The 25,460-nt window shown below is 49.5% G+C and carries 18 protein-coding genes; 7 read left to right on the top strand and 11 right to left on the bottom strand.

Annotated elements, in window-relative coordinates; genetic code table 11:
* Window positions 1–40: 40 nt before the first annotated feature.
* The 7 genes from ACO0K8_RS04145 to ACO0K8_RS04115 all read right to left on the bottom strand — a co-directional run bounded on the left by ACO0K8_RS04145 (window position 41) and on the right by ACO0K8_RS04115 (window position 8,189).
* Window positions 41–883, bottom strand: a complete 843-nt coding sequence (locus ACO0K8_RS04145) for an ABC transporter permease (protein WP_422945349.1) — start codon at window positions 881–883, stop codon at window positions 41–43.
* Complete coding sequence (locus tag ACO0K8_RS04140) at window positions 880–1,794, bottom strand: ABC transporter permease subunit (protein ID WP_422945348.1); 915 nt, start codon at window positions 1,792–1,794, stop codon at window positions 880–882. The genes ACO0K8_RS04145 and ACO0K8_RS04140 overlap by 4 nt, the downstream gene beginning before the upstream one ends.
* 11 nt (window positions 1,795–1,805) lie before the next feature.
* A complete protein-coding gene (locus tag ACO0K8_RS04135) occupies window positions 1,806–2,954 on the bottom strand; it encodes an ABC transporter ATP-binding protein (protein WP_422945347.1) in 1,149 nt (382 codons plus the stop codon).
* Window positions 2,955–3,059: 105 nt separating this feature from the next.
* Window positions 3,060–4,118: a polyamine ABC transporter substrate-binding protein gene (locus ACO0K8_RS04130; RefSeq protein WP_422945855.1), complete on the bottom strand. Its 1,059-nt coding sequence runs from the start codon at window positions 4,116–4,118 to the stop codon at window positions 3,060–3,062.
* A gap of 239 nt (window positions 4,119–4,357) precedes the next feature.
* Window positions 4,358–5,812: an aspartate aminotransferase family protein gene (locus ACO0K8_RS04125; RefSeq protein WP_422945346.1), complete on the bottom strand. Its 1,455-nt coding sequence runs from the start codon at window positions 5,810–5,812 to the stop codon at window positions 4,358–4,360.
* A 109-nt stretch (window positions 5,813–5,921) separates the two neighbouring features.
* Window positions 5,922–7,292, bottom strand: coding sequence for a glutamine synthetase family protein (locus ACO0K8_RS04120; protein ID WP_422945345.1), 1,371 nt, complete (start codon window positions 7,290–7,292; stop codon window positions 5,922–5,924).
* A 135-nt stretch (window positions 7,293–7,427) separates the two neighbouring features.
* The gene (locus ACO0K8_RS04115; RefSeq protein WP_422945344.1) at window positions 7,428–8,189 is read right to left on the bottom strand and encodes a gamma-glutamyl-gamma-aminobutyrate hydrolase family protein; all 762 of its coding nucleotides are present in this window, start codon (window positions 8,187–8,189) and stop codon (window positions 7,428–7,430) included.
* A 252-nt stretch (window positions 8,190–8,441) separates the two neighbouring features.
* Here ACO0K8_RS04115 and ACO0K8_RS04110 point away from each other — a divergent pair, with 252 nt between their 5' ends.
* Window positions 8,442–9,953, top strand: coding sequence for a PLP-dependent aminotransferase family protein (locus ACO0K8_RS04110; RefSeq protein WP_422945343.1), 1,512 nt, complete (start codon window positions 8,442–8,444; stop codon window positions 9,951–9,953).
* Window positions 9,954–9,983: 30 nt separating this feature from the next.
* On the opposite strand, the gene ACO0K8_RS04105 is transcribed toward ACO0K8_RS04110, so the two are convergent.
* Complete coding sequence (locus tag ACO0K8_RS04105; protein WP_422945342.1) at window positions 9,984–11,204, bottom strand: CaiB/BaiF CoA transferase family protein; 1,221 nt, start codon at window positions 11,202–11,204, stop codon at window positions 9,984–9,986.
* 19 nt (window positions 11,205–11,223) lie between these two features.
* Window positions 11,224–12,414: an acyl-CoA dehydrogenase gene (locus ACO0K8_RS04100; protein WP_422945341.1), complete on the bottom strand. Its 1,191-nt coding sequence runs from the start codon at window positions 12,412–12,414 to the stop codon at window positions 11,224–11,226.
* Between the two features lie 283 nt (window positions 12,415–12,697).
* On the opposite strand from ACO0K8_RS04100, the gene ACO0K8_RS04095 reads away from it, so the two are divergent.
* The 4 genes from ACO0K8_RS04095 to ACO0K8_RS04080 all read left to right on the top strand — a co-directional run bounded on the left by ACO0K8_RS04095 (window position 12,698) and on the right by ACO0K8_RS04080 (window position 19,451).
* Window positions 12,698–13,597, top strand: coding sequence for a LysR family transcriptional regulator (locus ACO0K8_RS04095; RefSeq protein WP_422945340.1), 900 nt, complete (start codon window positions 12,698–12,700; stop codon window positions 13,595–13,597).
* A gap of 184 nt (window positions 13,598–13,781) precedes the next feature.
* Window positions 13,782–14,360 carry a TMEM175 family protein gene (locus ACO0K8_RS04090; protein ID WP_422945339.1) on the top strand — a complete coding sequence of 193 codons (579 nt, stop codon included), beginning with the start codon at window positions 13,782–13,784 and terminating at the stop codon, window positions 14,358–14,360.
* Window positions 14,361–14,686: 326 nt separating this feature from the next.
* Window positions 14,687–18,655 (top strand): two-component regulator propeller domain-containing protein, encoded by a 3,969-nt coding sequence (locus ACO0K8_RS04085; protein ID WP_422945338.1) that lies wholly within the window; start codon window positions 14,687–14,689, stop codon window positions 18,653–18,655.
* 322 nt (window positions 18,656–18,977) lie between these two features.
* On the top strand, window positions 18,978–19,451 hold the full coding sequence (locus ACO0K8_RS04080; protein WP_422945337.1) for a hotdog fold domain-containing protein: 474 nt from the start codon (window positions 18,978–18,980) through the stop codon (window positions 19,449–19,451).
* A 23-nt stretch (window positions 19,452–19,474) separates the two neighbouring features.
* Here the strand turns inward: ACO0K8_RS04080 and ACO0K8_RS04075 are convergent, their stop codons facing one another.
* Window positions 19,475–21,562, bottom strand: a complete 2,088-nt coding sequence (locus tag ACO0K8_RS04075) for a sensor histidine kinase (protein ID WP_422945336.1) — start codon at window positions 21,560–21,562, stop codon at window positions 19,475–19,477.
* On the bottom strand, window positions 21,562–22,302 hold the full coding sequence (locus tag ACO0K8_RS04070; protein WP_422945335.1) for a response regulator transcription factor: 741 nt from the start codon (window positions 22,300–22,302) through the stop codon (window positions 21,562–21,564). Before ACO0K8_RS04070 ends, ACO0K8_RS04075 begins: the two co-directional genes overlap by 1 nt.
* 301 nt (window positions 22,303–22,603) lie before the next feature.
* Between ACO0K8_RS04070 and ACO0K8_RS04065 the strand changes: the two genes are divergently transcribed.
* Together ACO0K8_RS04065 and ACO0K8_RS04060 are read left to right on the top strand one after the other, a co-directional pair.
* Window positions 22,604–23,908 (top strand): SPFH domain-containing protein, encoded by a 1,305-nt coding sequence (locus ACO0K8_RS04065; RefSeq protein WP_422945334.1) that lies wholly within the window; start codon window positions 22,604–22,606, stop codon window positions 23,906–23,908.
* Window positions 23,909–23,910: 2 nt separating this feature from the next.
* Window positions 23,911–25,350: a hypothetical protein gene (locus ACO0K8_RS04060; RefSeq protein WP_422945333.1), complete on the top strand. Its 1,440-nt coding sequence runs from the start codon at window positions 23,911–23,913 to the stop codon at window positions 25,348–25,350.
* The last annotated feature ends 110 nt before the right edge of the window (window positions 25,351–25,460 follow it).

Below are 25,460 nucleotides of genomic sequence, written 5' to 3'. Positions count from 1 at the left end.
TTATCTGGAAATTTTTGGTAGTTCTAAAATTTCATATTTTTTAATGCAGTGCTTCAGCTTGAAAGGCAGCAGAAATTTGTTTTTGACGCAAACGCTCCGCTCTGACTATGTACCAACTTGATAAAATGACGCCTATCGTTACGACTAGAATTGTTAAAGCAGCTACCACATTGACCCGTGGATCCAGACCCAACCTGGCTCGGGAAAAAATCACGATAGGCATAGTAGAGTAGCCAGGGCCCGTCAAAAATGCGGATAGAACCACGTCGTCTAACGATAAGGTGAAAGTGAGTAACCATGCAGATGCCAGCGCTTGGGTGATATTTGGAAACGTTACCAGTGCAAATACCTGGAAAGGTTTGCAACCAAGATCCATTGCCGCCTCTGATAAAGATTTGCTCATTTCGGCCAGTCGTGATTCGATGACTACGGTTGCGTAAGCCATACCTAGTACCGTATGGCCAAACAAAATCGTCATCAAACCGCGCTGTGGGAAGCCAAACATTTTTTCAAACGAGACAAACATCAGCAATAGAGATAGACCTATGATTACCTCAGGCATCACCAAGGGTGAACTAACCATGCCTTTGAATAAGGCGCGTCCTGAAAACTGACGATAATTATTCAAGCTAAAGGCGGCAAAGGTACCAAGTATTACCGATGCAGTGGCAGCCATCAGTGCGATTTTTAGAGACAACAGAAAACCAGAAATAATTTCCTGATCGTCTGCCAATGCGGAATACCAGTGCAAAGTAAAACCACTCCAGACCATGTCTTGGCGTGAGCTGTTAAAGGAGAAAACAATCAGCATCAGGATGGGAATATACAAAAATAGATAACCCATCGACAGCCAGCCACGGCCAAACCAACGATATGCGTTCATGTTCTCTCCGGCGTTTGATTATTTTGATATTTGTTGAAGATGCCCATAGGTACTAGGATCAATAAAATGACGACCACGGTAACGGCTGATGCCATGGGCCAGTCGTTATTGCTAAAGAATTCATCCCACAGTACATGGCCTATCATCAGTGTTTCCGGACCACCAAGCAATTCTGGAATCACGTATTCACCGACGCATGGAATAAAGACCAGCATGGCGCCGGCGATGATGCCTGATTTCGAGAGCGGTACGGTAACGCGCCAAAAGGTGCTCCATGGGGTCGAACCCAGATCAGCAGCTGCTTCTATAAAACGCACATCCATCTTTGATAGATTGGTGTAAAGAGGCAAAATCATGAAGGGTAGATAGGTGTACACCATGCCTACCATTAATGAAAAAGGCGTATTCATCATATGTATCGGTGCATCGATTACACCTATGGAAAGCAGAAAGTGATTCACCACGCCGTTGTTGGCCAACATACCTTTCCAGGCATAGATGCGCAGTAAAAATGAAGTCCAAAATGGCAGCATGACCATCATCATGAGCGTCGGCCGGATAGACGCTTTGGCGCGCGCCATAAAATATGCAAAGGGGTAGCCAATGATCAGGCAAAACAAAGTTGTAATAGCGGCGAATTTAATTGAGCTTAAATAGGTCAATACATATAAATTATCTTCTGCGATGAAGAGGTAATTGCTGATCTTGAGCTTCAACGAAACCGCGCCATCAACATAGGAAAAAATGGTACCAAATGGATTGCTGATCTCCATCTCTACCATGCTGATCTTTAAGATGATGAAGAAGGGCACCAGTGAGCAGGCAAATAACCAAAGATAAGGGATGCCGATGACAGCGGTTTTGCCACTGAACCACTTAAACAGGATGAGGTCTTTCAAAAATTTTTTCACAATGGTTGCCCTTATTGGGTTAATACCACCATAGAAATATCGGACCAGCTGGCGTAGACCTTGTCACCCCATTTCGGATGGAAGGCGCCATGCCTTACCGTATTACTGACTGTCGCCTTGACCTGCATACCAGTAGCTAATTTCAAGTGATACACGGTATAGCTGCCTAGGTATGCGAGTTCTACAATCTCGCCGTACACCACGTTATGCGTCTGCTCCGGTGCTTCTGTGCTGATGGTGATTTTTTCCGGGCGCACAGCAACCGAGACTGGCATGCCTATGGTGCCGGTAATGCCGTGACCTACGTAATGTTTGCATTCCGGGCTATCAACCACGACATGATCCGGCTCGTCTTCGGTCACTTTACCGGCAAACATATTTACGCTACCGATGAAGTCAGCGACGAAGCGGCAATTTGGCGTTTCATAAATTTCGTGTGGTTTGCCAGTCTGACGTATCACGCCTTCGCTCATGACGGCGATGCGCGATGCCATCGTCATCGCTTCTTCCTGATCATGGGTCACCATGACGCAGGTAACGCCGACTTGTTCGATGATGTTCACTAATTCTAGTTGAGTACGCTCACGCAATTTTTTATCTAGTGCTGCCAGCGGTTCGTCCAGTAGCAACAATTGCGGACGCTTGGCTAAACTACGGGCCAATGCGACACGTTGTTGTTGGCCACCCGATAGTTGATGTGGTTTGCGTTTACCAAAAGCGGAAAGCTGCACCAAGGCCAGCATTTTTTCTACCCTTGCCGCTACTTCGTCCTTGGGCATGCCATCTCTGCGTAGTCCAAAGGCAATGTTGTCCCATACCGAAAGGTGAGGGAACAGGGCGTAAGACTGAAACATCATGTTGATCGGTCTATGGTAAGGCGCGACTCCGACGATGTCTTTTCCGTCCAGTAGAATCTGGCCGGAAGTTGGCGATTCAAACCCTGCGAGCATACGCAGCAGGGTGGATTTGCCGCAGCCCGAGCTACCTAAGAGTGCGAAAATTTCGCCTTTGTTAATGGCGATGGATACATTGTCAACCGCTCTTACATCGCCAAATTCCTTGATCAGGTTATTGATTAATAAAAATGGTTTTCCTACGCCATTGCCTACTGGCGTTGTGACCGGAGAGCTTGCTATATCGCCATGAGATGGTAACGTCATGAGATGCCTTGAAAAAAATGGTTGAGTCTTGCCACGCTCATTGAATCAATGAGCGTTCAGCACTAACGTTGAATACGATGCCCGACGATGCGGGCGGGAAAGCAATTACATGCCAGTTTTAAACTGTGTATATATGCGTGTCATCAATCGCCGTATGTCAGAATTAACTGCTTCAGGAGATGTCATCTTCTTTTTATCAGCGTCACTCAGATAGACCGTTTTATTCTCTGAGATTTCTTTTTTGACGAATTTTGTTGCAGCCGCATTTGGGTTGGCATAAAAAACTTTATTGGTCAAACCGGCATGGACTTCAGGACGCATAATGTAATTCATCCAAAGATGTGCGTTGTTTGGGTGCGGCGCGTCTGCCGGAATAGCCATCACATCGAAGAACATGGTAGCCGACGTACTTGGAATTAAGGCCTGAATCTCTATGCCATTTTTTGCATCGATGGCACGCTGGCGCGCGATATTGATGTCACCCGACCACCCTAAAGCAACGCAGACCGAGCCATTCGCCATGTCGTTAATGTAGCCCGATGAACTAAATAAACTGACGTAAGGTCGGATTTTTTGCAATAGACGACCAGCTTCCTGATAATCGGCTGCTGTTTTGGAAAAAGGATTTTTGCCCAGGTATTGCATGGCCGGTGGCAATATCTCTGAAGGTGCGTCTAGAAAAGATACTCCGCATGATTTGAGTCTTGATATGTATTTAGGGTCAAATACTAAATCCCAGGAATTGGCTGGCATAGGCAAATCACCAAGTGCAGCTTTAACTTTCGCGACGTTGATGCCAACGGTAGTAAAACCCCATAGCCAGTCAATGACGTGATCGTTGTTCGGATCTAATTTGGATAAAGCTGCTTGAATTGCCGGATCGAGATTGGCTATATTTGGAAGTTTAGTTTTATCCAGTTTCATCAATAGGCCACCTTGAATTTGCAGATTGGCCCAGTTAGCAGAAGGTACGACGATGTCGTAACCAGTTTTTCCTGCGACTAGTTTCGCGTGCAAAATTTCATTGGTATCGAATAAATCGTAACGTACTTTAATACCGGTTTCCTTCTCAAAATTCTTGATAGTGTCGTCTGCAATATAATCCGACCAATTATAAATATTCAGGACTTTTTCTTCTTGAGCCTGGGCTGGAGTGAATGCCATTGCGCTCAATACGCTGGCTGCGAGCAGCGTTGAAACGCCATGTTTGAATTGCTTCTTTAATCGTAAAACCTTGATTGAAACCGTCATGTTTATCCCCTGTCGTATTAGATTGAATTGCTACTACGTTTCGTTTTACAGCGCTTCTTGTTCGGCGACTTGTTTTACTTTTTTTGCCCTACATTTTTGTTTTACTTTTTTTGTTTAACGATGTCTTTGCCTTGTCATCTACTAAGCAATTTTTATACCCAGCCACGCCCCTGTAAATCTGCCAGTGTTTTATCCAGGCACGAGCGAATCAGGGCGATCATTTCATCGATTTGCCGCACGGTAATACACAGCGGTGGTGCGATGATCATACGATCACCGACAGCGCGCATTATCATGCCGTTACCGAACATATAGCCACGACAAATCATTCCAACATTTTGCTTTGCATCGAACAGCACACAGTCGTGCACCAGTTTGGCTTTTTTCTTCACCAAATTGAGGCCAGCCACCAGACCACAACTATCTGCAAAGCCTACCAGAGGGTGAGTCGCCAGTGTGGCAAACTGTTGTTTTAGGTAAGGGCCAGTTTCATTCGCGACTTTTTCGACTAATTTTTCGTCTTGAATAATCCGTATGTTTTCAAGTGCAGCAGCGCAAGCGACAGGATGACCAGAATAGGTGAAGCCGTGATTGAAGTCGCCGCCTTTTTCTATCAGTACATTCGCTACGCGGTCGCCGACCATCACACCGCCTAAAGGGATGTAGCCAGAGGTAACGCCCTTGGCAAAAGTCATGAGATCTGGTTTGATTCCCATTAATTCAGATCCGAACCAAGTGCCGAGTCGACCGAAACCGCAAATGACCTCATCGGCGATCAGTAAGATGCCGTATTTGTCGCAAATTCTTTGAATTTCTGGCCAGTAAGTAGCCGGCGGAATGATCACGCCGCCTGCGCCTTGTACTGGTTCGCCGATGAAAGCGGCCACTTTATCAGGACCAAGCTCAAGAATTTTTTGTTCCAGCCAGGATGCTGCTTCTATTCCAAATTCAGCTTCGGTCTTACCTCGTCCGGCTTCAAAATAATTCGGCTGACCTATGTGTTCTATCCCTGGGATAGGCAAACCACCTTGCGCATGCATGCCGCTCATGCCGCCCAGTGAAGCACCGGCCACTGTGCTGCCGTGGTAGGCATTGTGCCGACTGATGATGACATGTCTGTCGGTATAGCCGAGTAGATCCCAATAACGTCGCACCATGCGCAGATTGGTATCATTGCCTTCTGAGCCTGAACCTGTGAAGAACACGTGATTAAATTGCGGCGGTGAAATCTCTACCAGTTTGGCCGCCAGTTGTACCGCTGGAACATTGGTGGTGTTGAAAAAGCTGTTGTAAAACGGCAGCACTTCCATTTGCTGATACACGGCTGCCGAGATGCTGCTACGACCATAGCCGACATTGACACACCATAATCCAGACATGCCATCGAGTATTTTTTTTCCTTCAGAATCCCAGAGATAGATGCCTTCACCCTTGACCATGACGCGCGCACCTTTTTCATTGAGATCTTTGAAATCGGTGAAAGGGTGTAGGTAATGCGCGGAATCGAGTTTCTGTATCGCTTGGGTATCGAAAGTCTGAGCCGCTTGCTTCGCCTCGGTAGCGCTGGCGACCAAAGTGATGCTGGGCTTTAAGGAATGAGTGTGCATGGCGATCCTAAATTCGAGATTGAGATATTCGTGTTTAATGCGATTGTGCTGAGATGTTTTAGCTAAGTAGACTAGATACGCCATTTAGCTAAAACGTCTTCTGCGAAGATTAAACGTGCAGCAGTAAGTGTTCGCGTTCCCAGGGGCTGATGACAGTCATAAATTCCTGATGCTCCAGATCTTTGATCGCGGCATACACATCTATGAATCTGTCTCCCAATACGCTACGCAATTTGTCTTCAGCACGCAGTAATTGCAAGGCCTCGGGTAAGCCTTGTGGCAGTTCAAATTTAAGATCGTAGGCACTACTGACTGTCATCGGGGTCGGCTCCAATTGCTCAACCATGCCAAGATAGCCGCAGGCCAGGGTGACAGCTAATGCCAGATATGGATTGGCGTCAGCACCGATGATGCGGTTCTCGACCCGTCTATCTTGTGAGCCTGATTCCGGCACGCGGAAGCCCACCGTGCGATTATCCATACCCCATTGAATATTGATGGGGGCTGCGGTGTGGCGTACGATGCGACGGTAAGAATTCACGTAAGGCGCAACGATGGCCATCGCCGCCGGCATATACTTTTGCAAACCACCGATATAGTGCTTAAAGATAGGGGCGGCTGAGCCATCGCTATTGCTAAATATGTTTAAGCCAGTTTTACAGTCGACCACACTTTGGTGTACGTGCATGGCCGAGCCTGGTTCACCTGCCATAGGTTTTGCCATAAAGGTCGCGTACATATCATGTTTTAGCGCCGCTTCCCGCAAGGTACGTTTAAAGAAAAACACTTTATCAGCGAGACTCAAAGGATCGCCGTGCAAAAAGTTGATTTCCATCTGACCGGCACCTATTTCGTGAATCAGAGTATCAACGTCCAGATTCATGAGTTCGCAATAGTCGTAGATATCTTCGAATAGAGGATCAAACTCATTTACCGCATCTATGCTGTACACCTGACGACTGGTCTCAGCTCTGCCGCTACGTCCAATCGGCGGTTTCAATGGCAAGTCCGGGTCGATGTTTTTTGCAGTTAAATAAAATTCCAGTTCTGGCGCGACTACTGGTTTCCAGCCTTTATCCGCATACAACTTCAGCACACGGCGTAATACTGAGCGAGGTGCGAAGTCGACTAATTTGCCATCGGCGAAATAACAATCGTGTATGACTTGTGCGGTCGGGTCGGTTGCCCACGGCACCATGGTGATGGTGCCCGGATCGGCTTTTAAAATCATGTCGCGATCGGTGGATGAAATAGCTCTATCGTAAGCGTCATCATCAGTAGGGTAGTTGCCAGTCACCGTCATGCCTAATACAGCTTCAGGTATGCGCATGCCGCGCTCTTGCGTAAATTTTCCGCGAGGTAGAATTTTCCCACGTGCTACGCCAGTCAAATCGGGTACCAAGCATTCTATTTCCGTTACCCTGTTTTCATTGAGCCAGACATCCATATCGGTGTAAGTGAAGTTTTCGCGAATTGCCATATTTATCTCTCTATTGTCTTACTCGTTGCGCCGTTATTCTTGTGTGTACATTGTTAGTAAATAAGCGGACGCGCTTTATTTTTATTCATTTAATGCACTACGGCACTCGTCGCGCCCATAGTTCGTAGGTTCTCATCATGCTTTACCTCGCTTGCTTTGATAGTCGCGACAAGCCAGACCGAAAGCTTGAAAAATTTTGACGGAAGCGGGATTGCTCATTAAATTCCACTCAGGATGCCATTGCACGGCCAGGGCAAAAGACCCAGCCTGCCCAAAACTATAAGCCTCAATCAGTCCGTCGTCGGCCCGCGCTTCTACTTGCAAGCCGGGGGCTAGTTCGGCGATACCTTGTCCGTGTAGTGAGTTGACTTTTAGTTGTAAAGCGCCGTTCAGTATCCGTGCCATCTCACCGTGTGGAGTGAGACTGATTTGATGCGCCGGCGCATATTGTTGTTCTTGCGTTTGAGATTTGTCTTCCCGATGATCAAACATGCCATCTACCTCTTGGACGGCTTGATGCAAACTTCCGCCGAGTGCAACGTTCACCTCCTGGAAGCCACGGCAGACAGCAAAAATTGGTATGCCACGCTTTAAGGCGGCTCGTATCAAGGGCAGGGTGGTCGCGTCGCGCGCAGCATCTTGCGGTAAGGCCGGGTTATGAACCTCTTGTTGGTAGTGGCTGGGATGCACATTTGAATATGCGCCAGTCAACATTAAACCATCGGCCCTTGCCAGTACGGTATCTAGATCGGTTGCAGCCCCCAAAGCCGGCAAGATTAACGGCAAACAGGTGGCACCATTCACGACGGCGTCGACGTATTTCATTTGTGCCACGTGGAAGGAGTGGTTGCCAATCTGAGCGGTACAGGCCGGAACGATAACGATAGGGCTAGGCATAATGTTTTTTAAAATCAAAGTAAATAATAATGTGAGCCGAAAACAATATTGGAGCTAAAACATAATTTAAATACTAATCTAGGTGGATCCACTTGCAAAGCTCTAAATTTTTTGCGTTGCACCAAAACCACCCTTGATTACGACACTTGTTGCACAAGATAAATATTAAATAAATACAAAACACAGAATATTCGGAGTTTGGTATGATGGAAAGCGCCACTTTATTCATTTTGATGGAACCACTTTACTTTTATGTCACTCGCATCAGATTTACTTGCCAATTTGCTTGCTCGGGCGGATTTTTTTTCTGGCTTGCCACAGCAGCGTAGGCTCTATGAAGCGGCCAAAACTGCGATTCACCAACATCACCTAGGCGCGGGAACAAAATTGCCCTCAAGTCGAGATCTGGCTCGCGATTTGTGCCTTGCGCGCAACACTGTGGTAGCAGCGTTTGAGCAATTATCGAACGAAGGTTATGTAACTAGTAGTTTGGGTAGTGGCACTTATGTGGCAGATTTAGCTGAGTTAAAGCCTATCGATGACCCAAGGACACAAATCGATAATGCTGAAGTTGTTACTTCGTCTGAGGTGGCACCAGCGGCACCATTGTCGCGCCGTGGTGCGCATATCACCGCATTTGCGGCCGGACCCCGCTTTGAGATTCAACCCTTCGTGCCAGGTGATGCCGACTTTACGCACTTTCCGTTTAAATTGTGGCAGCGCTTGCAGAACCGGGTCTGGCGTGAAGCGCGCTCGGAATTGCTGGACTATGCAGACGCGGGAGGTTTTCTGCCCTTACGTCTGGCGATTGCTGAATATTTACGCGTTTCGCGATCGGTCAGAGTGGCGGTGGAAAACATTGTTATTACTTCGGGCACCCATCAATCTTTGGACCTATGCGCGCAACTATTGGCCGACGTTGGTGACACTGCTTGGGTAGAGGATCCCTGTTATTGGGCTGCCAGACGAGTGTTTGAGGCTTGCGACCTGGTCTTGCATCCAGTGAAGGTTGATGCTGAAGGGATAGCGTTGGCTGCGGAAGATTTAGCGACTGATCCGCGTTTAATTTACGTCACCCCCTCACACCAATACCCTACCGGTGTAGTGATGAGCCTGGCAAGGCGGCGTGAATTACTCGATGTCGCTGTGCGTAAAAACGCCTGGATACTCGAAGATGACTACGATAGTGAGTTTCGGTACACCGGTCGGCCATTGGCCTCATTGCAGGGACTCGATGCGGACGATAGAGTGGTCTACATGGGGACGTTTTCCAAGATACTGTATCCCGGAATTAAGATTGGCTATATGGTGGTGCCTAGTGCCTTGGCCGAGCCGTTTAAGATTGCGCTGTATGATTTGCAGCGACCTGGTCAATTGATGGTGCAGGCTGCCTTGGCCGACTTTATCTCAGAGGGGCATTTTACTACCCATATACGGAAGATCAGGCAGATCTACGGTGCGCGTCGTGAGTTATTGCGTAAGACCCTGGTGGCGCAGTTTGGTGCGCAATTTAGTCAGCGCGTGAGCATTTCCAGTGAAGAGTCTGGCCTGCATATGGTGGTCGAGTTGCCCGATCAAGTCGACGATGTGGCATTGGAAAAATTAGCAGCCGAATCGGGTATATCAGTGAAGGCCTTGTCGACCTATTATCTGAAAGCCCCGGCACGACGTGGCCTCTTGGTTGGTTATGCGTATGTGACACCGGACAAAATCGTCTACTACGGAAAATTGCTGGCCGCGGTGATATTGTCCGGTGTGCGTTAATGCTATAAGTAAAAATGTTATATAAAAAACTTAAATTAATCCACGTGCACGCAAGGAATCGATCTGCTCAGCTGGCAATCCTAGCATTTGCTCTAACACCTGTTCAGTATGTTGGCCTAGTAGTGGTGGCGCTTGCATGGGAGCGATTGCATCACCCGAAAACTGCACTGGATGTCGGACCTGAGGTACGCTGCCGGCGGTCGGATGTGGTACATCAACTCGCATGGCGCGCGCTTGCACCTGGGGGTCGGCAAACACCTGTGCCAGATTATTGATGGGGCCGCAAGGTACGCCAAGTGCTTCAAGTGTTTCGGTTAAACTCCGGCTATTCCATTTTTCCATCTGCGCGGCGATCATGGGCACCAGAATTTCTCTGTGTTTGACACGTGCAGGATTGCTACAAAAACGCGGGTCCTTACTCCATTCGGCGGTACCCAATGCGGTACAGAAGTTGCAAAATTGGCTGTCGTTGCCAATCGCAATCACGATCTCGCCATCGGCGGTCGCAAAAGTTTGATATGGCACGATATTTGGGTGAGCATTGCCCCAGCGCTTAGGTAGCGACTCGCTCACCAGATAATTCATGCCTACATTGGCTAACATCGCCACCTGCACGTCGAGTAGGGCGACGTCGATGTAGCGCCCAAGGCCGCTACTGGCGCGATTTGCCAGTGCTGCAAGAATGGCGCTGCTGGCATACATGCCTGTCATCACATCCACCACGGCCACGCCCACTTTTTGCGGCCCACCGCCAGGCAGATCGGTGCGCTCACCGGTAATGCTCATGAGGCCACCTATGCCTTGAATAGCAAAGTCGTAGCCAGCGCGCTCGGCATACGGGCCGGTCTGACCGAAACCAGTGATGGAGCAGTAAATCAAGCGCGGATTGAGAATTTTTAAACTGTCGTAATCCAGGCCGTATTTTTGCAAACTACCAACCTTGTAATTTTCTATCACGACATCAGCTTTTTGTATTAGTTGACGTAACAGCGCTGCACCTTCTGGCTTAGAAAAATCCAGGGTCAGCGACTGCTTGCCGCGATTTGCTGATAAATAATAGGCCGCTTCGCTACTCAAGTTACCGTCAGCATCCTTGGCATACGGTGGCCCCCAGTGACGGGTGTCATCGCCGACACCGGGTTTCTCTATCTTGATCACAGTGGCACCGTAATCCGCCAGGATTTGCGTGCACCACGGGCCTGCCAGTACGCGGGTTAAATCCAATACCTTGATGTCGGGAAGTAAGCTCATGAAGACGGACTATTTCAGATCAGCAGAAAGCTTGTATGCCAGTGATGGCGCGACCTAGGATTAGAGCATGAATGTCATGCGTGCCCTCGTAGGTGTTGACCACTTCCAGATTTACCATGTGGCGGACGATGCCGAACTCATCCGAGATGCCGTTGCCACCCAGCATATCGCGCGCGACTCTGGCAATCTCTAGCGATTTTCCGCAAGAATTGCGCTTCATAATGGAAGTAATTTCTACGCAATCGGTACCTGCGTCTTTCATGCGGCCCAATTGCAGGCAGCCTTGTAAGCCCAAGGTGATCTCGGTCAACATATCGGCCAGTTTCTTTTGTATCAGTTGATTCGCGGCCAGTGGGCGGCCAAATTGCTGCCTGTCCATGACATAGCTGCGGGCGCGCTGGAAGCAGTCCTCTGCCGCACCTAAAGCACCCCAGGCGATGCCGTAACGGGCCGAGTTAAGGCAAGTAAACGGACCTTTCAGGCCGCGCACGTCAGGGAATGCGTTCTCTTCAGGGCAGAAGACTTCGTCCATGACGATTTCGCCGGTAATCGAGGCACGTAGACCGAATTTGCCGTGTATGGCCGGGGCGCTCAGGCCTTTCATGCCTTTTTCCAGAATGAAGCCTCGGATCTTGCCTTCATCATCTTTGGCCCAGACCACAAATACATCGGCGATAGGAGAATTGGAGATCCACATCTTATTACCGGAAATGCTGTAGCCGCCCGCCACTTTTTTGGCGCGGCTAATCATAGAGCCAGGATCGGAACCATGATTTGGTTCGGTTAGGCCGAAACAACCTATCCAGACACCGCTAGCGAGCTTAGGTAAGAATTTTTGTCTTTGCGCTTCAGTACCGAATTCGTAAATCGGCACCATCACCAGTGAAGACTGCACACTCATCATGGAGCGGTAACCAGAATCGACGCGTTCTACTTCACGCGCAATTAAGCCGTAACTGACGTAATTGAGACCGGGTCCGCCGTATTGTTCAGGAATGGTCGGGCCAAGCAAGCCAAGTTCACCCATTTCGCGGAAAATCGCTGGGTCGGTTTTTTCGTGACGGAAGGATTCGAGTATCCGTGGCTGCAATTTATCTTGACAGTAAGCCTGTGCAGCGTCGCGCACCATGCGCTCTTCATCCGTCAATTGCTGCGATAAAAGCAGGGCGTCATCCCATTGAAATTCTGTTTTGCTGGTAGTTGATTTCATTTTTCTTCCTGTATAGGTGCAGCTTAGGTGCTGTTTAGGAGCTGTTTAGCTGTCGATTTTGTGCTGATTTTTACATAACTGATTCGGTTTATGCATAGATCCTAAGCTCAGCGCAGCGGTAATTAGTTAGGGAAATTTTGTATGTGACAGCAATATAAAGAAACACGACAGATATTTCAAACGAATATTTTGCACGCTCACACGCATGCTTGTGCGTAAAACGCACAAGGTGTTACATTATGAAAGTAGATATTTCTTTAATCGATTTTTAGACTGAACCAGTATGCGCAGAAAAATCCCCAATACCTGGACCCTGATGGCGTTTGAGGCCGCCGCCCGACATCAAAGTTTTACCAAAGCTGCCAGCGAATTGGCGTTGACGCAAAGTGCGGTGTGTCGACAGGTAGCGGGTCTGGAAGAATTCTTGGGTGTGCAACTATTTTTGCGTAGTAAACGCGGCGTGTTGCTGACCGAGGCTGGCTTGACGTATAGCCGTCAGGTGGCAGTGCGGCTCAATTCAGTAGAGCGCGACACGCTGGAGATGATGGCAAGGCGCGGCCAGGGCGGTAGTCTGGAATTGGCGGTGGTGCCCAGTTTTGCCACTCGCTGGTTGTTGCCGCGTCTGGCCTCGTTTCAGCGCGATTACCCCGATATTACGGTGAATCTGGCAACCCGCACGCGCGCCTTTCTGTTTAACGATACCGAGTTTGATGCCGCTATCCATTGTGGTAAAACGGCCTGGCCGGGGGTGACCACGCATGACTTATTATCAGAAAACCTGGTGGCGGTGTGTAGCCCCGCATTGATCGCGCCCGCTAGGTATTTGGAGCCCGAGCAAGTACAAAATTATCCCCTGCTACAACAAAGCACCAGGCCCTATGCCTGGCGTGAATGGTTCGACTCCCTGGCTTTAAAGGTAGAGCATGATATGACGGGCGGCCGTTACGAGTTGTTTTCCATGCTTAGCCAAGCCGCAATCCATGGCATGGGAATCGCTCTGATACCGCCTTTCCTGATCGAAGATGAGTTGAAGGCGGGCTTATTGACGATCGCCGTGCCACATCCGTTCTTAAGCGGAAATCGCTATCAATTGCTATGCCCCGAAGCTCGCTCCGAGAGCGCTGCACTAATACAGTTTCGTGAGTGGCTATTACTGCAGGCAGCGAGCTATCGGGAGCAGTAGCTTCTTTCTATATAATAATGTGAGTAATAGGGGGAGTATCGCCTGACATCAGCCGATTGCGCACATTCCATATGCGTATTTGACTAGCGGTGATCGATACAGGTAGGGAGTATGTCATATTAAGTGGGTCGGCAATAGGCCGTACTTATTTATCACGATGAAAACACGGATAACGGAGACGATAATGGGTAAGGGACGATTGGAAGCATTCAGTGATGGCGTGTTCGCGATCATTATCACCATCATGGTCTTGGAGTTAAAGGTGCCCCATGGGGAATTATGGGCGGATCTGGCAAAATTGGCTCCCGTGTTTTTTAGCTATGTCTTGAGTTTTTTGTATGTGGGGATTTATTGGAATAATCACCATCATCTGTTGCACGCCGCCAGGCAGGTGAGCGCAGGCATCTTGTGGAGCAACCTGCATTTACTATTCTGGCTCTCGCTCTTGCCTTTTACCACGGGGTGGATGGGGGAGAATCATTTCCCCGCGCTGCCGGTTGCTCTATACGGCTTTGATCTGCTGATGTGCGCTTGTGCCTATAGCTTATTACAGATGCGTATTATTAAAGTGCATGGCAATGACTCAGTCTTGGCGCGCGCGATCGGCGTAGATCTAAAAGGGAAAATCTCATTGGCAGTCTACCTGTTGAATATCCCCTTGGCGCTGCTAGGCTATCCGCTGATTGCGGTGGCACTGATGTTGGCCGTCGCCATACTTTGGATCATCCCGGATCGCCGTATAGAAAAACAGCTGTCGGATTAAGGTAAATCGACTCTGCACCCATTCGCTCGCAAAGATTTGTGGAAAAAGCTAATTTCCGGGCTGAGCTTTTCGTTAAATGTTCTCAATTGTAGATATTCATATCGCCTCACCACACAAAATATGGCAGTATGAAATTGTCTTGCAATGCAATTTACTGCGGTCCGCAATGTGGCTAGCAGATGTGGCAATCATAGGTGGCGGAAATAACATTGAATAAATCAGGACTTACGCTGGTACAGCAAGCGAAGTGCAACAACGCTGGAGAGAATTTGCGTAAGCCTTAAAAGTGACACTTAGTGACACTTCTCTTTGAACGAGACAAAAGCATGGTGGTTTTTTCATTAATGTTTTTCCGGCGCGTCGCAAAATGCCTGATGTGCAATTTGTCTTTCTTGCTATTCTCGATTGCGTATGCCGCACCTGCGCATAATCTGCGATTTGAACAACTCGGTGTTAGCAACGGCTTGCCGCAAGAATCGATCAATACCTTTTTGCAGGACCGCCAGGGTTTTATGTGGATAGGCACGCAAGCCGGTCTGGCGCGCTTTGATGGTTATCGTTTCGTGGTCTATAAAAACAACCCGCAAGATCCGGCTAGCCTCATCGATAATTATATTTTATCGTCTTATGAGGATACTCAAGGTGGCTTGTGGTTTGGTACCAAGGGCGGTTTAAATCACTTCGATCCCAGCAGTAAAAAATTTACCCGTTATATTCCACAGCAAGAGATACCCGGTACCCCTAGCAACCGTTCGGTGCAAGCGATTGCCAGAGATGGCGAGCGTGGCATCTGGCTGGCAACTGAAGATGGCTTGAAACACTTCTCGTTCGCTACGCATCAATTCACTGTCTACCGGCATGATGCGCAAAAAGCGGATAGCCTCAGTGCCAATAAAATAAATGCTCTTCATAGTGATCACGATGGACAACTCTGGATAGGAACTGCCAACGGCTTAGACCTTTTTCAGCCTCAGCAATCTCGTTTTATACATATTGATATTCAACTCAAAAATCGTCCTGTTAATACCCAAAATAATGTGTTGGCGCTCGCTATCGGGCCGGATCGTCGCTTGTGGATAGGCAGTAGCGCGGGCTTGTCGAGTGTCAAGTTAGGCGCTGGTGCGGTCATAGAGCAGCCCATTTCTGAGGCGGCTGGAGTGGCAACTGTGTCGGTGCAGACGCTCATGCACGATCAGGATGAGAATCTCTGGATAGGGACGGTCAACAATGGCTTAATGTTCCGCGATGCCAAAACTGGTCTGATCAGTAATTACCAAGCGCAGGCTTTGGACCGCAATAGTCTGGCAAATAATGAAGTGAAAACTCTGCTGCAAGACCGCTCCGGTACTCTATGGGTAGGCACCTGGTTTTCTGCAATAAGTCGCGTTGATTTACATAGTGGCGGGTTTGAACGATTGATACAACTTATCGGTGTGCCTGATAGCTTGAGTGAAAACAAGGTCAGAACAATTATCGATGACGAACAAGGCCGATATTGGTTAGGCACGGTAGGTGGCGGGCTCAATCGTTTTGACCCGAATACCGGCAAGCTTGAGGTCTGGCGTCACAAGGAAGGTGACAAAAATAGTTTGATGGACGACCGCGTTTCAGTCGTCGCCTACGATCAAAACCGACGTCTATTGATCGGAACCAGAAATGGCTTAAGTTGGTTCGATCCCAAAACAAATTCTTTTCGAAGTCTATTTCTGGGTACTGGTATTAATGAAAATTATATTCAAACGATATTCACGGACGTCGACGGTAGTACTTGGGTAGGCACCCGGGGTGGCTTGTATAAAATGGAGGCAGATTCAAGCACATTCAAAGCCTACCGGCATGATGCGAATGACGGCACTAGTCTAGTCGAGAATTCTATCTTATCGCTGGCGTCAGATTCTCAGGGCGGCCTTTGGGTGGGGACAGAAAATGGCTTAGACCATTTTAATAAACTCAGTGCGAAATTTAAGCATTATCAACGTGATTCAAAGCAAGAAAATAGCTTACTGCATAACCGGGTGAACTACCTTCTGCTAGATAGCAAAAAACAGCTGTGGATAGGCACTGCCGGTGGCTTAAGCCGAATGATAAACCCAGAAAGTGGCGAGCCGCAATTTAAGTCGTATCTACACTTGCAGCGTGGCGCGAATGAGTCAATCGGGGCTATCCTAGAAGACGAAAAAGGGCAAATTTGGTTTAGTTCTATTATCGGTATTTCGAAACTCAATTCCGCTACCGATCGCATACAACTGTACACGTCGAAAAACGGTTTGACCGACGGCGCATTTTTTATAGGGTCCGGTCACAAGGCCAAGGATGGCACACTTATTTTTGGTGGCTTAAATGGGATTACATATTTTCAGGCTAGCGTAATCCGGGATAACCATCAGGCTCCGCCCGTTGTTATCACTGATTTTTTAATATTTAACCAATCGATCACTGCGCTTAGTGAACGCCAGCGGTACCGGGAACTTGGTGTCGTAGGCGGGATAGAAAACGCCACAAGCATACGCTTAAGCGATAAAGACTCAGTTTTTTCTATAGAATTTTCTGCGCTGCACTTTGCTAATCCCCAGGCCAATCGCTACGCCTACCAACTGCTAGGTTTTGATCAGGATTGGGTCTCGGTAGATGCCAGTAAACGCTTTGCCACCTACACCAATCTGGATCCCGGTGAATATATTTTCAAGGTAAAGGCCAGTAATTCGGACGGAGTATGGAACGACGCAGGTGCCAGTTTGAAGATCATTATTGCGCCGCCGTTTTGGAAAACCTGGTGGTTTCGCGTATTGCTGTTAAGTGTGCTTTTAGCGATTGGCTATCTGGCTCTGCAGTGGCGAATACGCTCGTTTAAGTGGCAAAAACAAGTACTAGAGCAAGAGGTGAGTCTGAGAACGATGCAGTTGCAATTAAAGAACGCAGAAGTTCAGCAGCAGAAAGAAAGTCTGGAGTTGGCGCATAGGAATATGTCCTTGCTCAGCGACATAGGGCGTGAAATTACCGCAAAGTTGGATAGTGAGTCCATCATCATGATGGTATACCGCTCCGTGCACGAGTTGATGGATGCCAGCGTCTTTGGAATTGGTTTCTATCGCCCAGAAAAACAATTGATTGAGTACCCGTTTGCCATTGAGAGTGGCAAGCGCTATTCGTCCTACAGTCGTGATATGCGCGAGCCGAATCAGTTTGCGGTCTGGTGCATCACGCACGAAAAAGAGGTTTTCATTAATGACCTGGAGCAGGAATATCAGGCCTATTTTAATAGTTTAGATCTCACCGTTGGCACTATCCGTCTGCCATTGCTGGCCGATGGCAGCATGCCCTGCAGTGCCCAGTCTATGTTGTACGTTCCTATTTGCGTTAATGGAAAAATACGCGGGGTGATCAGTGTCCATAGTCACCAAAAAAATGCCTACCAACGCATTCATCTGGATATGTTGCGTACCCTCGCTTCTTATGTTGGCGTGGCTTTCGATAATGCCGATGCCTATGCCCATCTGAAGGAGACGCAGGAACAATTGGTTGAGCAAGGCAAGCTGGCTGCCTTAGGCTCACTGGTGGCGGGGGTTGCGCACGAACTCAATACCCCGATAGGCAATAGTCTAATGATTGCCAGTACTATGCAAGATAAGACCGAAACGATGAACGATTTGTTTGTCAACGCGACCGCGCGACGCTCCGATCTGAAACATTTTATCGACTCCGCGAAGGAAGCATCGATACTCATTATGCGCAGCTTAACCAATGCAGCCGATCTGATTAATAGTTTCAAGCAGGTGGCAGTCGATCAAACTAGTGCCAAGCGGCGTCAATTTAATTTGTACCAGACTACCCACGAAATCATCGCAACGATGATGAATCAAGTGCGCAACGCTGGTCATACTTTAGAAATACAGGTGCCAGCGGATATACAAATGGATAGCTACCCTGGCTCGTATGGCCAGGTCATCATTAACTTTATCGGCAATGTATTGTTGCACGCATTTGACGACCGCCGTGATGGGCATATCCAGATAGTGGCACGGCGCTTAGGAGAGGATAAGGTCGAGATTGTTTTTAGCGATAACGGAGTTGGTATCAAGCCGGAAGATATTGCCTATATCTTCAACCCCTTCTTTACTACCAAATTCGGTCAGGGCGGTTCTGGTCTTGGTCTCAATATCAGCTATAACATTGTGGTTTCTCTGCTGGAAGGGCAAATCCGAGTCGAGAGTGTGCTTGGACAAGGCACCTCCTTCATTTTGGAATTGCCACTTGTGGTCAGTGCGGCGAGCGAAACCAACATCAAAGTCGTGTGAGGTTAACTTCAAGCGTGGCGTTTGGCCTGGCATAGTCTAAAACTTCAGCCGCAACCGATTTTTTTTCGCGAGTCTAGTCGCAATGTTAGATCTATTCCTCTTACTTATTTAAGATAGTGGCGGGTAGAATAGCCGCACAGTTTCTCGTCAGCCAGATCTCCCGCTATTAAAGTTTTAAGGGGAGTATCCATATCCATCAAGTGATTGCGCAGTATTTATGTGCGTAAAACGCTGGGATGATCGCATACACAGGTGGAGTATCTGAGGTCTTGAGGAATTTTTTTGCCCCTAATTTAGCCTGACACTTTTCGAAAATAAGCTTATGTCTGAGAACGCCTACATCACACCGGTACTGAAATTATGGAATCAGTTTTCTGCCTATCCGGGCGGCAAATATCTTTTTTCAAAATTTGTGCAGTACAAAGCACCGTATTTCAAAACCGTGAATGCCCAAGTTGTTGAGTTAAAGCCCAACTACGCCCGTCTGACGATTAAAAAACGCAAGGCTGTGCAAAATCATATAGGCACCGTGCATGTGATCGCGATTTGTAATCTGCTGGAGATGGCGATGGGGGCTTGTGCCGAGGCATCCATACCCAAGCATTTACGCTGGATCCCCAAGGGCATGAGCGTGGAGTACACCGCCAAGGCTGGCAGTGACATTACCGGTATTGCGCAAATTAATCCAGAACAATGGCGCGCGGGCGACTTGGACGTGGTGATCACGGCACTCGATGATAAAGGCGTAGTGGTGCTAAAAGGCGTGATCAAGCTGTGGATTAGCGAAAAGAAGTAAATTGAACGCAAGCTGGATAGCCGTCAATGTAAGCCGCGCTGCAGGCTGAGCACAAAACTGACCCCATCGGCCAGGTTGTGAACGTTGATGGTGCCGCCCATTTTTGCCATATAGGTCTTGGCCACGAACAGGCCCTGACCGCGATTGCCGTTAGCACCTGACTCCGCCTGGTCAGAGACGCCATATTCAAATATTTTGTCGATTAATTCCGGCTTAATCTGCGGCCCTTGATTCTCAATGTTAATGAGGACAGCGCTGTCGCTAGCCTGTAGGCGGATACTGATAGCTGTATCGAGCAAACGAAAGCGTTCGGCATTGCGCAGTACATGGGTCACCACGTCCTCCAGCGAGTATTCGTCTGCGCGCACCATCAGGCTTTCGATCTCCTGCTCGTTAATAAACTCTACATCAGCGATGCCGACACAGGGCGCATTGTGGGCCACGTGTTGCAGGAAGGGGATGATGTCGATTTCGTTTACCTGCAATACAGTCGATTGAAACGCTTCGCTAGGGGATGCGCTACCGTAGAGCACGCGGATCGCTTGCTGCATACGGGCGATGTAACGATTGCTCTGGTCATCGGTGCCGCCATGCAAGGCCATTAAAGACTGTAGAGGGGACATGATTTCGTGGCCTACTGCGTGCCACATTTGTTTCTCTTGTTCGGTGCGTATGCCTTCTCGTTCTACATCTTCCTTGACGCGGCGCAGCAAGTCGTGCAGGCAGCTAGCCAACACCCCTAACTCATCGGCGCTGCGTAAGTCGCTGACATTAAATTGTTCCAGTGCGCCAGCGTCGCTGGCCTTAAATGTGGACGAGAGTGCGGTGGCGCGCCTGGTCAGTAAAGTGATGCGTCGTATGATGCTAATTTCTATCAATAGCCAGGCCAATAACAGGGCCAGCAACATGGCAGCCACAAAGCCAGCCATACGTGTGGCTACCACGGCCAGACTTTTACTCACGCTGCGTACGTCAGCTTTGAGCGTCATTTCGTAGTTATCCAGCGGCGTACTGATGACCTCACGACTCACCAGATCAACATCGTATTCATCGACCGGCAGACGACGTATCAAGCGTGTTAACAGATTCCATGAGTCATCAGGTTCTTCGGTGCCGCCTATTAGCTTAATGAGGTCGCGCTGTTCGCCCAGTTTGCGTATCGTCAGCACCTCACCCGGTAGCAGTGAGGATTGTAAGTCACGCAGGGAAAATGGCGAAGCGCTCGCCGCTTGATTGCTATCTAAAATCGCTTGCTGGCTCCCCGGTGCAAATACTGCGACATGTATCTGAATCTGATCGAGATCTTCGGGTGGCCAGACCGGACGTTTTTTTTCAAACAGAGCTTCCTGAAATACTGCGATCGGCAAGCGCAGTGAGAAAAAAGTGTTTTTATTGCAGGTGTTTAATTCTTCTTCGCTATCTAGCCTATCTTGCTCGGCTTGATTGCAGATCCCTTTTTGCCAGATCCAGCCACGAAAATCCTTGATGGCTTTGGCATTGGGCGTGTTTTCTTCGCTCGCCAAATAGCCGGTTAGGCGGCCACGCATGCCCAGGGTTTTTTTATTGCTTTGACCGTCTTCCTCAAAGGGCGCGATCCAGTCATAGCGTTGGCCACGTAGCGCAACACTGACTTTGAGTCTATGGGACTGATCCATTATTTGCCCGGCGCGCGGATGCGGCACCAGCGTGGGACTGTTGAAGCTGCCGGCGACATAAATATAGCCGCCAGCCCAGGGATTGTTTCCTATGCCTGCGCAGAGCGATCCAGCGCTGCCATATTGCAGCAGGCAGCCTGAGATTGCGATGGCCTGCTGCACTTTGCTTTGATCGTCGAAATCCAATGCTGAGAATGGCAGTAGCAGGGGATGCAAGGCGATGCTCTGTTGTTCAGACGGAGGATTGAGTAAGGCAAGTTGACCGGCCGGGTGTCGCAAAGTGGCAGAGATTTGCTGCTGGGTTTTTTTGAAACTGCTCTGGTAATTATTGTAGCTAAGTTGTTTCTCTTGTTGCAGTACCGAGAGCGCCAACGCCAGTGTGGCTAGGGCCAGCAACAAGAATACGCCGCGAAACAATATCCTTAAACGGAACGAGACTATGCGCGGCAGTAGCATCAGTTTTTCCTGTGATAGTTGCTTGAGTCGCTCCAGCGAAAGCCGCGCATGGGAACGTTTTCTATGCAGTCGAAATTGTCGTCGATCTCGCGAAATGCTTCGCGTATGGTGCTGATGTGCTTGCGAATATTGTCGCGATTGCGCCCGCTTTTGACGACTTCATATAAGTCTTCGTAGGACACCACCAGCCCTCGGCTGGCAAACAGTGCTGCCAGTATGCGTTGTGCGGTCAGCGGCAAATTGATGCGCTGGCCGCGCCAGACCGGTGAACGTTGACGCAGTGGATCCATACTCAGCTCATCCGCGGCGGCTGGCACCGGATTGTCCGCCGACCTTACTTGCTTGCGTTCTTTGACCGCCCGCAAGATCTCTAAAAAAGTATCGATGAAATCGGATTCCTCGAACGTTGTTTTTTGCAGATAGTCCCAGGCATCCAAGGCCTTCATGATGCTGCGATAGATCGCCGCCGGCATGGCCGATACCACCAGCACCGGAGTTCCGGCTTGTTGCTTATTGATGGCGTTGATAATAGCCACGCCTGCATGCCTTTCGCGTCCCAACTCAATATCGAGCACGACCAGATCGTAGTTCTCACACGCTATCGCGGCCTCGGCCTCGTCGCGGCTAAACCATTGATCTATCTGTATCCCGGGACAGGCCGATTCTATCCATCCCTTGAGCTGATTGCTGGTGGGCAGATCGTCTTCTATGACGGCTACTTTTACTGCTGTTTTCAACACACTTTTCTCCGGCAGAACGCACTAGCCAGAGTATCCATGTTTTCACGCAAAAAGTCCTGCTTGTGCTGTGAGCTTTTCTTCACAGCTGTGTAGGCTGGCTCCTTTGGCGGATCGTGCATGCAGGCTCAGTGATGATACTGGCCGTATGGCCGCCTTGCTTGTTCCGCCAGCCTAAGCGCAAGATGTTTCTCAGGGAAATGCGGTGTATGCCAGCAGGTGGTACACGGCATAGCCCCTAAAATTTCTATCATTTGATTTACATTTTCCTCAACATTTTTCTCTACATTTTTTAGGTGATGTCATGACTGATCGTATTAAATCCTTAGTCCAGGCGGTGCGTTCTACTTTGTCTTCGGCCTACTCCCATGGCTCTGATCGTATCAAATCAGGCATGCAAACGCATTCGGAACGTGGCTTTATTAGCAAGCGCACCCGTAATCGTCTGATTTTCGTGTTTGCCCTCGCTGCCGCTGGCTATGCAATAAACAGTCATCCGCCGATTCACAAAGTGGCGCGTGGCGAAGTCGGCATACGCAGCAATCAATTTAGTGGCAAAACCATGCTAGTGCATGAGGGGAGTGTGCTGGTGGTGCCTGGCATGCATGAGTTTCGTCGCTATTCTTTGCAAGACCAGACCTATCGCCCAGGACTAAGCGCCAGAGGCAACGGCGATGCGCCGTTTCAATCAATAGAGGGTCTGTCATTAGGTGTCGATCTGAGCGTGCGTTATGCACTCGATCCCGCCAGGCTAGCGGCAATGTCGGGTAATCTGCCCGCAGACATCGGTAGTGAAATTGTCGAGCCTATCGTGCAAGGGGTGATCTACAAGGCTTTTACCTTGTACACGGTCAGAGAGATTTTCTCATCCAAGCGCCAGCAGATACAGCAGCAGATAGAAGCTGAGCTGAAACTCAAATTGGCTGCGGAGGGCATACTGCTGCGCAGTGTCATGATGGGCAAGGTCGAACTACCAGCTGACTATAAAAAAGGCATGGAGCGCTTGCTGGCAGAAGAGCTGGAGAGCGAAAAAATGCGCTACACGTTGGAACTAAAAGAGAAACAGGTCCAGCAAACCGCCTTGGAAGCCGATGCCGATAAAATTAAACGCGAAAAATCGGCAGAAGCCGCCGGTAATGAACAGGTGATTGCGGCCAAGGCGCAAGAAGAAGCCATGAAACATGTTTTGCCGTTTAAACAAAAACAAATAGAGCAAAGACAGTTTGAGGCGGAAGCGGAAAAAATATCGCGTATCAAAACCTCAGAAGGAACTGCCCAGGCAAGGGTGATAGAAGCGGCCGGCGAAGCCGACTCGCGCCGTAAATTGGCCGATGCCGAAGCGTATCGCCAGGATCTGGTCGGTAAGGTGGCGAGCGCACAGCTGGAGCGCGATGGCGCTTTGATTAGCAAACATCCGCTGTTGATACAGAAAACCATGGCCGACAAATTGTCTGACAAAATCTCCGTCATTATTGCGCCGCCACCTAGCGATGGTGGCTTCATCGGCGCCGCATTGCTCGGTAGTGGCAGGAGTGTGCGGGGCGATCGCGTTGCTGCGCAAGTGGCTGCCGGGGCGGCAGCTGATGCAAATCAAGAAGAAGGACAATAATCATGTTACTCAGCATTGCTAGCGGTGCGACGAGCGCCTTACTTTCTATCGCCATCGTGACCCAGGATCAGGCGGCATTACGTGCTGCACCAAAAGATGGGGCGCAACAACAGGCGGTGTTATGGCAGGGCGATAGCGTAGAGATACGCGGCGAAAAGTTGGATTATCTGCAGGTCTATGATCACCGGCGCGAACGGGCCGGTTATCTGAAAGCGAGCCAGGTAAGATTGATCTCGCTACAGCCAGATGACGCTGCCGATAGCATGGCAGTGCTGCGTTTTTTGCGTGATACGCCTGGTGCTGAGGCTTTGGGCATAGCGTATGCCGCCGCCTTTTTGAAGGCCGCACCCGCCAGCGCGATCGGCCCGGAAGCCTTTGACGCATTAGCTAGTATGGCGGAGCGACTGGCGCGGCGCGCCTCTTCGCGCCAACCCAAGCAAACTGAACCCATCATCGCCGCGCATCTGGAAGTGGTGGCGAACTATGGCGTTAAATTTAATGCCTACGAGCGCGACGGGCGCATGCAGCTCTGTTATGACGGTGAAGCGTTCAGACGCGTGCTGGCAATGAATGGCCGCGCTGAACAAAATGCTGAGCAAAAAGCGCGCGCCGCTTTGGCACTGACCCGGCAAGATTGCATCGATCCGGCGATCCGCCCAATCGAGCGCCATGCGTTCGATGTGTGGCGTGCTGAGGTACTCGATCGCGTCAGCACGACTAATCTGCCTGAGCATCTGCAAAATCGTTTGCGTATGCGCAGAGCCGGGGTCTGGGCCGCCATCGCCTACCAAAATAGTCGCAAAGGCGAGGCTGCCACTGCAGCCGGCGTGCGGGCGCTACAAGAGTTGGCCGGCGTCAATAAGAATGAGCTTGCCGATGAAGATATCAATGCCTACGCCGAAGCGGCGCTCAGGGTTGGCAGTACGCGCTGGGCCGCTGAGCCGCTCAGTGCTGGCAAAGCGGGTTTAGGTATCGTCACCGAGGCCGGCCAGCCTGGTGAAACCTGTGTCAGTTTGATAGACGCCCAGCACAATCAAAAAAATCCTCTCGCCAAACGCTGTACTTACGCTGTGGTGTGGGCGGCCTCAGCCCGTGCCAATGTGCACGGCAGTGCGCTCACGCTGGCGGTTCAGCCTATGGAAAGTTGGCGCGAGCTTTGGTTGTTCCATCAGAATGGCAAAGAGTGGCTGATAGACGTGCTGCCGCCTTCAGTTAGCGAGCCCGATCTGGGCTACGCCGAATTTGCCGGCTGGGTACCTGGTACGACAAAAATGCTGGTGGCGCGTGAGGCCAGAGTGGATGGGCGCTACAAACGCAGTTTCGAGGTGCTCAGCATGGACAGTCTGCAAGTAGAAAATGGGGCCGATAAGCCCGGCTCACTAAGTATTTTTTACAAATGGCAAGACCCGCTCTGGAAAAGGCAAACTTTGAGCTTGCGTTGATAGGGTATTGATATTGAGAGGGGGGAGTATCGCTATCCATCAGCTGATTGCGCAATCAGAATATGCGCAATCGGCGATGTTGTGTTGATACAGGGGGGGAGTATAGGTTG

It is taken from the genome of Undibacterium sp. Ren11W (genome assembly GCF_049340485.1).
Classification (GTDB): domain Bacteria; phylum Pseudomonadota; class Gammaproteobacteria; order Burkholderiales; family Burkholderiaceae_D; genus Undibacterium.
Note: the sequence above shows the minus strand (reverse complement) of the source record. Positions and strands in the feature narration are given on the sequence as shown.

What these genes read in the sequence shown, in the direction of transcription:
- ACO0K8_RS04065 (WP_422945334.1), top strand. Translation starts at nt 22,604, where the DNA reads ATGACTGATCGTATTAAATCCTTAGTCCAGGCGGTGCGTTCTACTTTG.
- ACO0K8_RS04100 (WP_422945341.1), bottom strand. Translation starts at nt 12,414, where the DNA reads ATGAAATCAACTACCAGCAAAACAGAATTTCAATGGGATGACGCCCTG.
- ACO0K8_RS04120 (WP_422945345.1), bottom strand. Translation starts at nt 7,292, where the DNA reads ATGGCAATTCGCGAAAACTTCACTTACACCGATATGGATGTCTGGCTC.
- ACO0K8_RS04110 (WP_422945343.1), top strand. Translation starts at nt 8,442, where the DNA reads ATGTCACTCGCATCAGATTTACTTGCCAATTTGCTTGCTCGGGCGGAT.
- ACO0K8_RS04115 (WP_422945344.1), bottom strand. Translation starts at nt 8,189, where the DNA reads ATGCCTAGCCCTATCGTTATCGTTCCGGCCTGTACCGCTCAGATTGGC.
- ACO0K8_RS04080 (WP_422945337.1), top strand. Translation starts at nt 18,978, where the DNA reads ATGTCTGAGAACGCCTACATCACACCGGTACTGAAATTATGGAATCAG.
- ACO0K8_RS04105 (WP_422945342.1), bottom strand. Translation starts at nt 11,204, where the DNA reads ATGAGCTTACTTCCCGACATCAAGGTATTGGATTTAACCCGCGTACTG.
- ACO0K8_RS04125 (WP_422945346.1), bottom strand. Translation starts at nt 5,812, where the DNA reads ATGCACACTCATTCCTTAAAGCCCAGCATCACTTTGGTCGCCAGCGCT.
- ACO0K8_RS04095 (WP_422945340.1), top strand. Translation starts at nt 12,698, where the DNA reads ATGCGCAGAAAAATCCCCAATACCTGGACCCTGATGGCGTTTGAGGCC.
- ACO0K8_RS04135 (WP_422945347.1), bottom strand. Translation starts at nt 2,954, where the DNA reads ATGACGTTACCATCTCATGGCGATATAGCAAGCTCTCCGGTCACAACG.
- ACO0K8_RS04130 (WP_422945855.1), bottom strand. Translation starts at nt 4,118, where the DNA reads ATGGCATTCACTCCAGCCCAGGCTCAAGAAGAAAAAGTCCTGAATATT.
- ACO0K8_RS04145 (WP_422945349.1), bottom strand. Translation starts at nt 883, where the DNA reads ATGAACGCATATCGTTGGTTTGGCCGTGGCTGGCTGTCGATGGGTTAT.
- ACO0K8_RS04060 (WP_422945333.1), top strand. Translation starts at nt 23,911, where the DNA reads ATGTTACTCAGCATTGCTAGCGGTGCGACGAGCGCCTTACTTTCTATC.
- ACO0K8_RS04090 (WP_422945339.1), top strand. Translation starts at nt 13,782, where the DNA reads ATGGGTAAGGGACGATTGGAAGCATTCAGTGATGGCGTGTTCGCGATC.
- ACO0K8_RS04085 (WP_422945338.1), top strand. Translation starts at nt 14,687, where the DNA reads ATGGTGGTTTTTTCATTAATGTTTTTCCGGCGCGTCGCAAAATGCCTG.
- ACO0K8_RS04075 (WP_422945336.1), bottom strand. Translation starts at nt 21,562, where the DNA reads ATGCTACTGCCGCGCATAGTCTCGTTCCGTTTAAGGATATTGTTTCGC.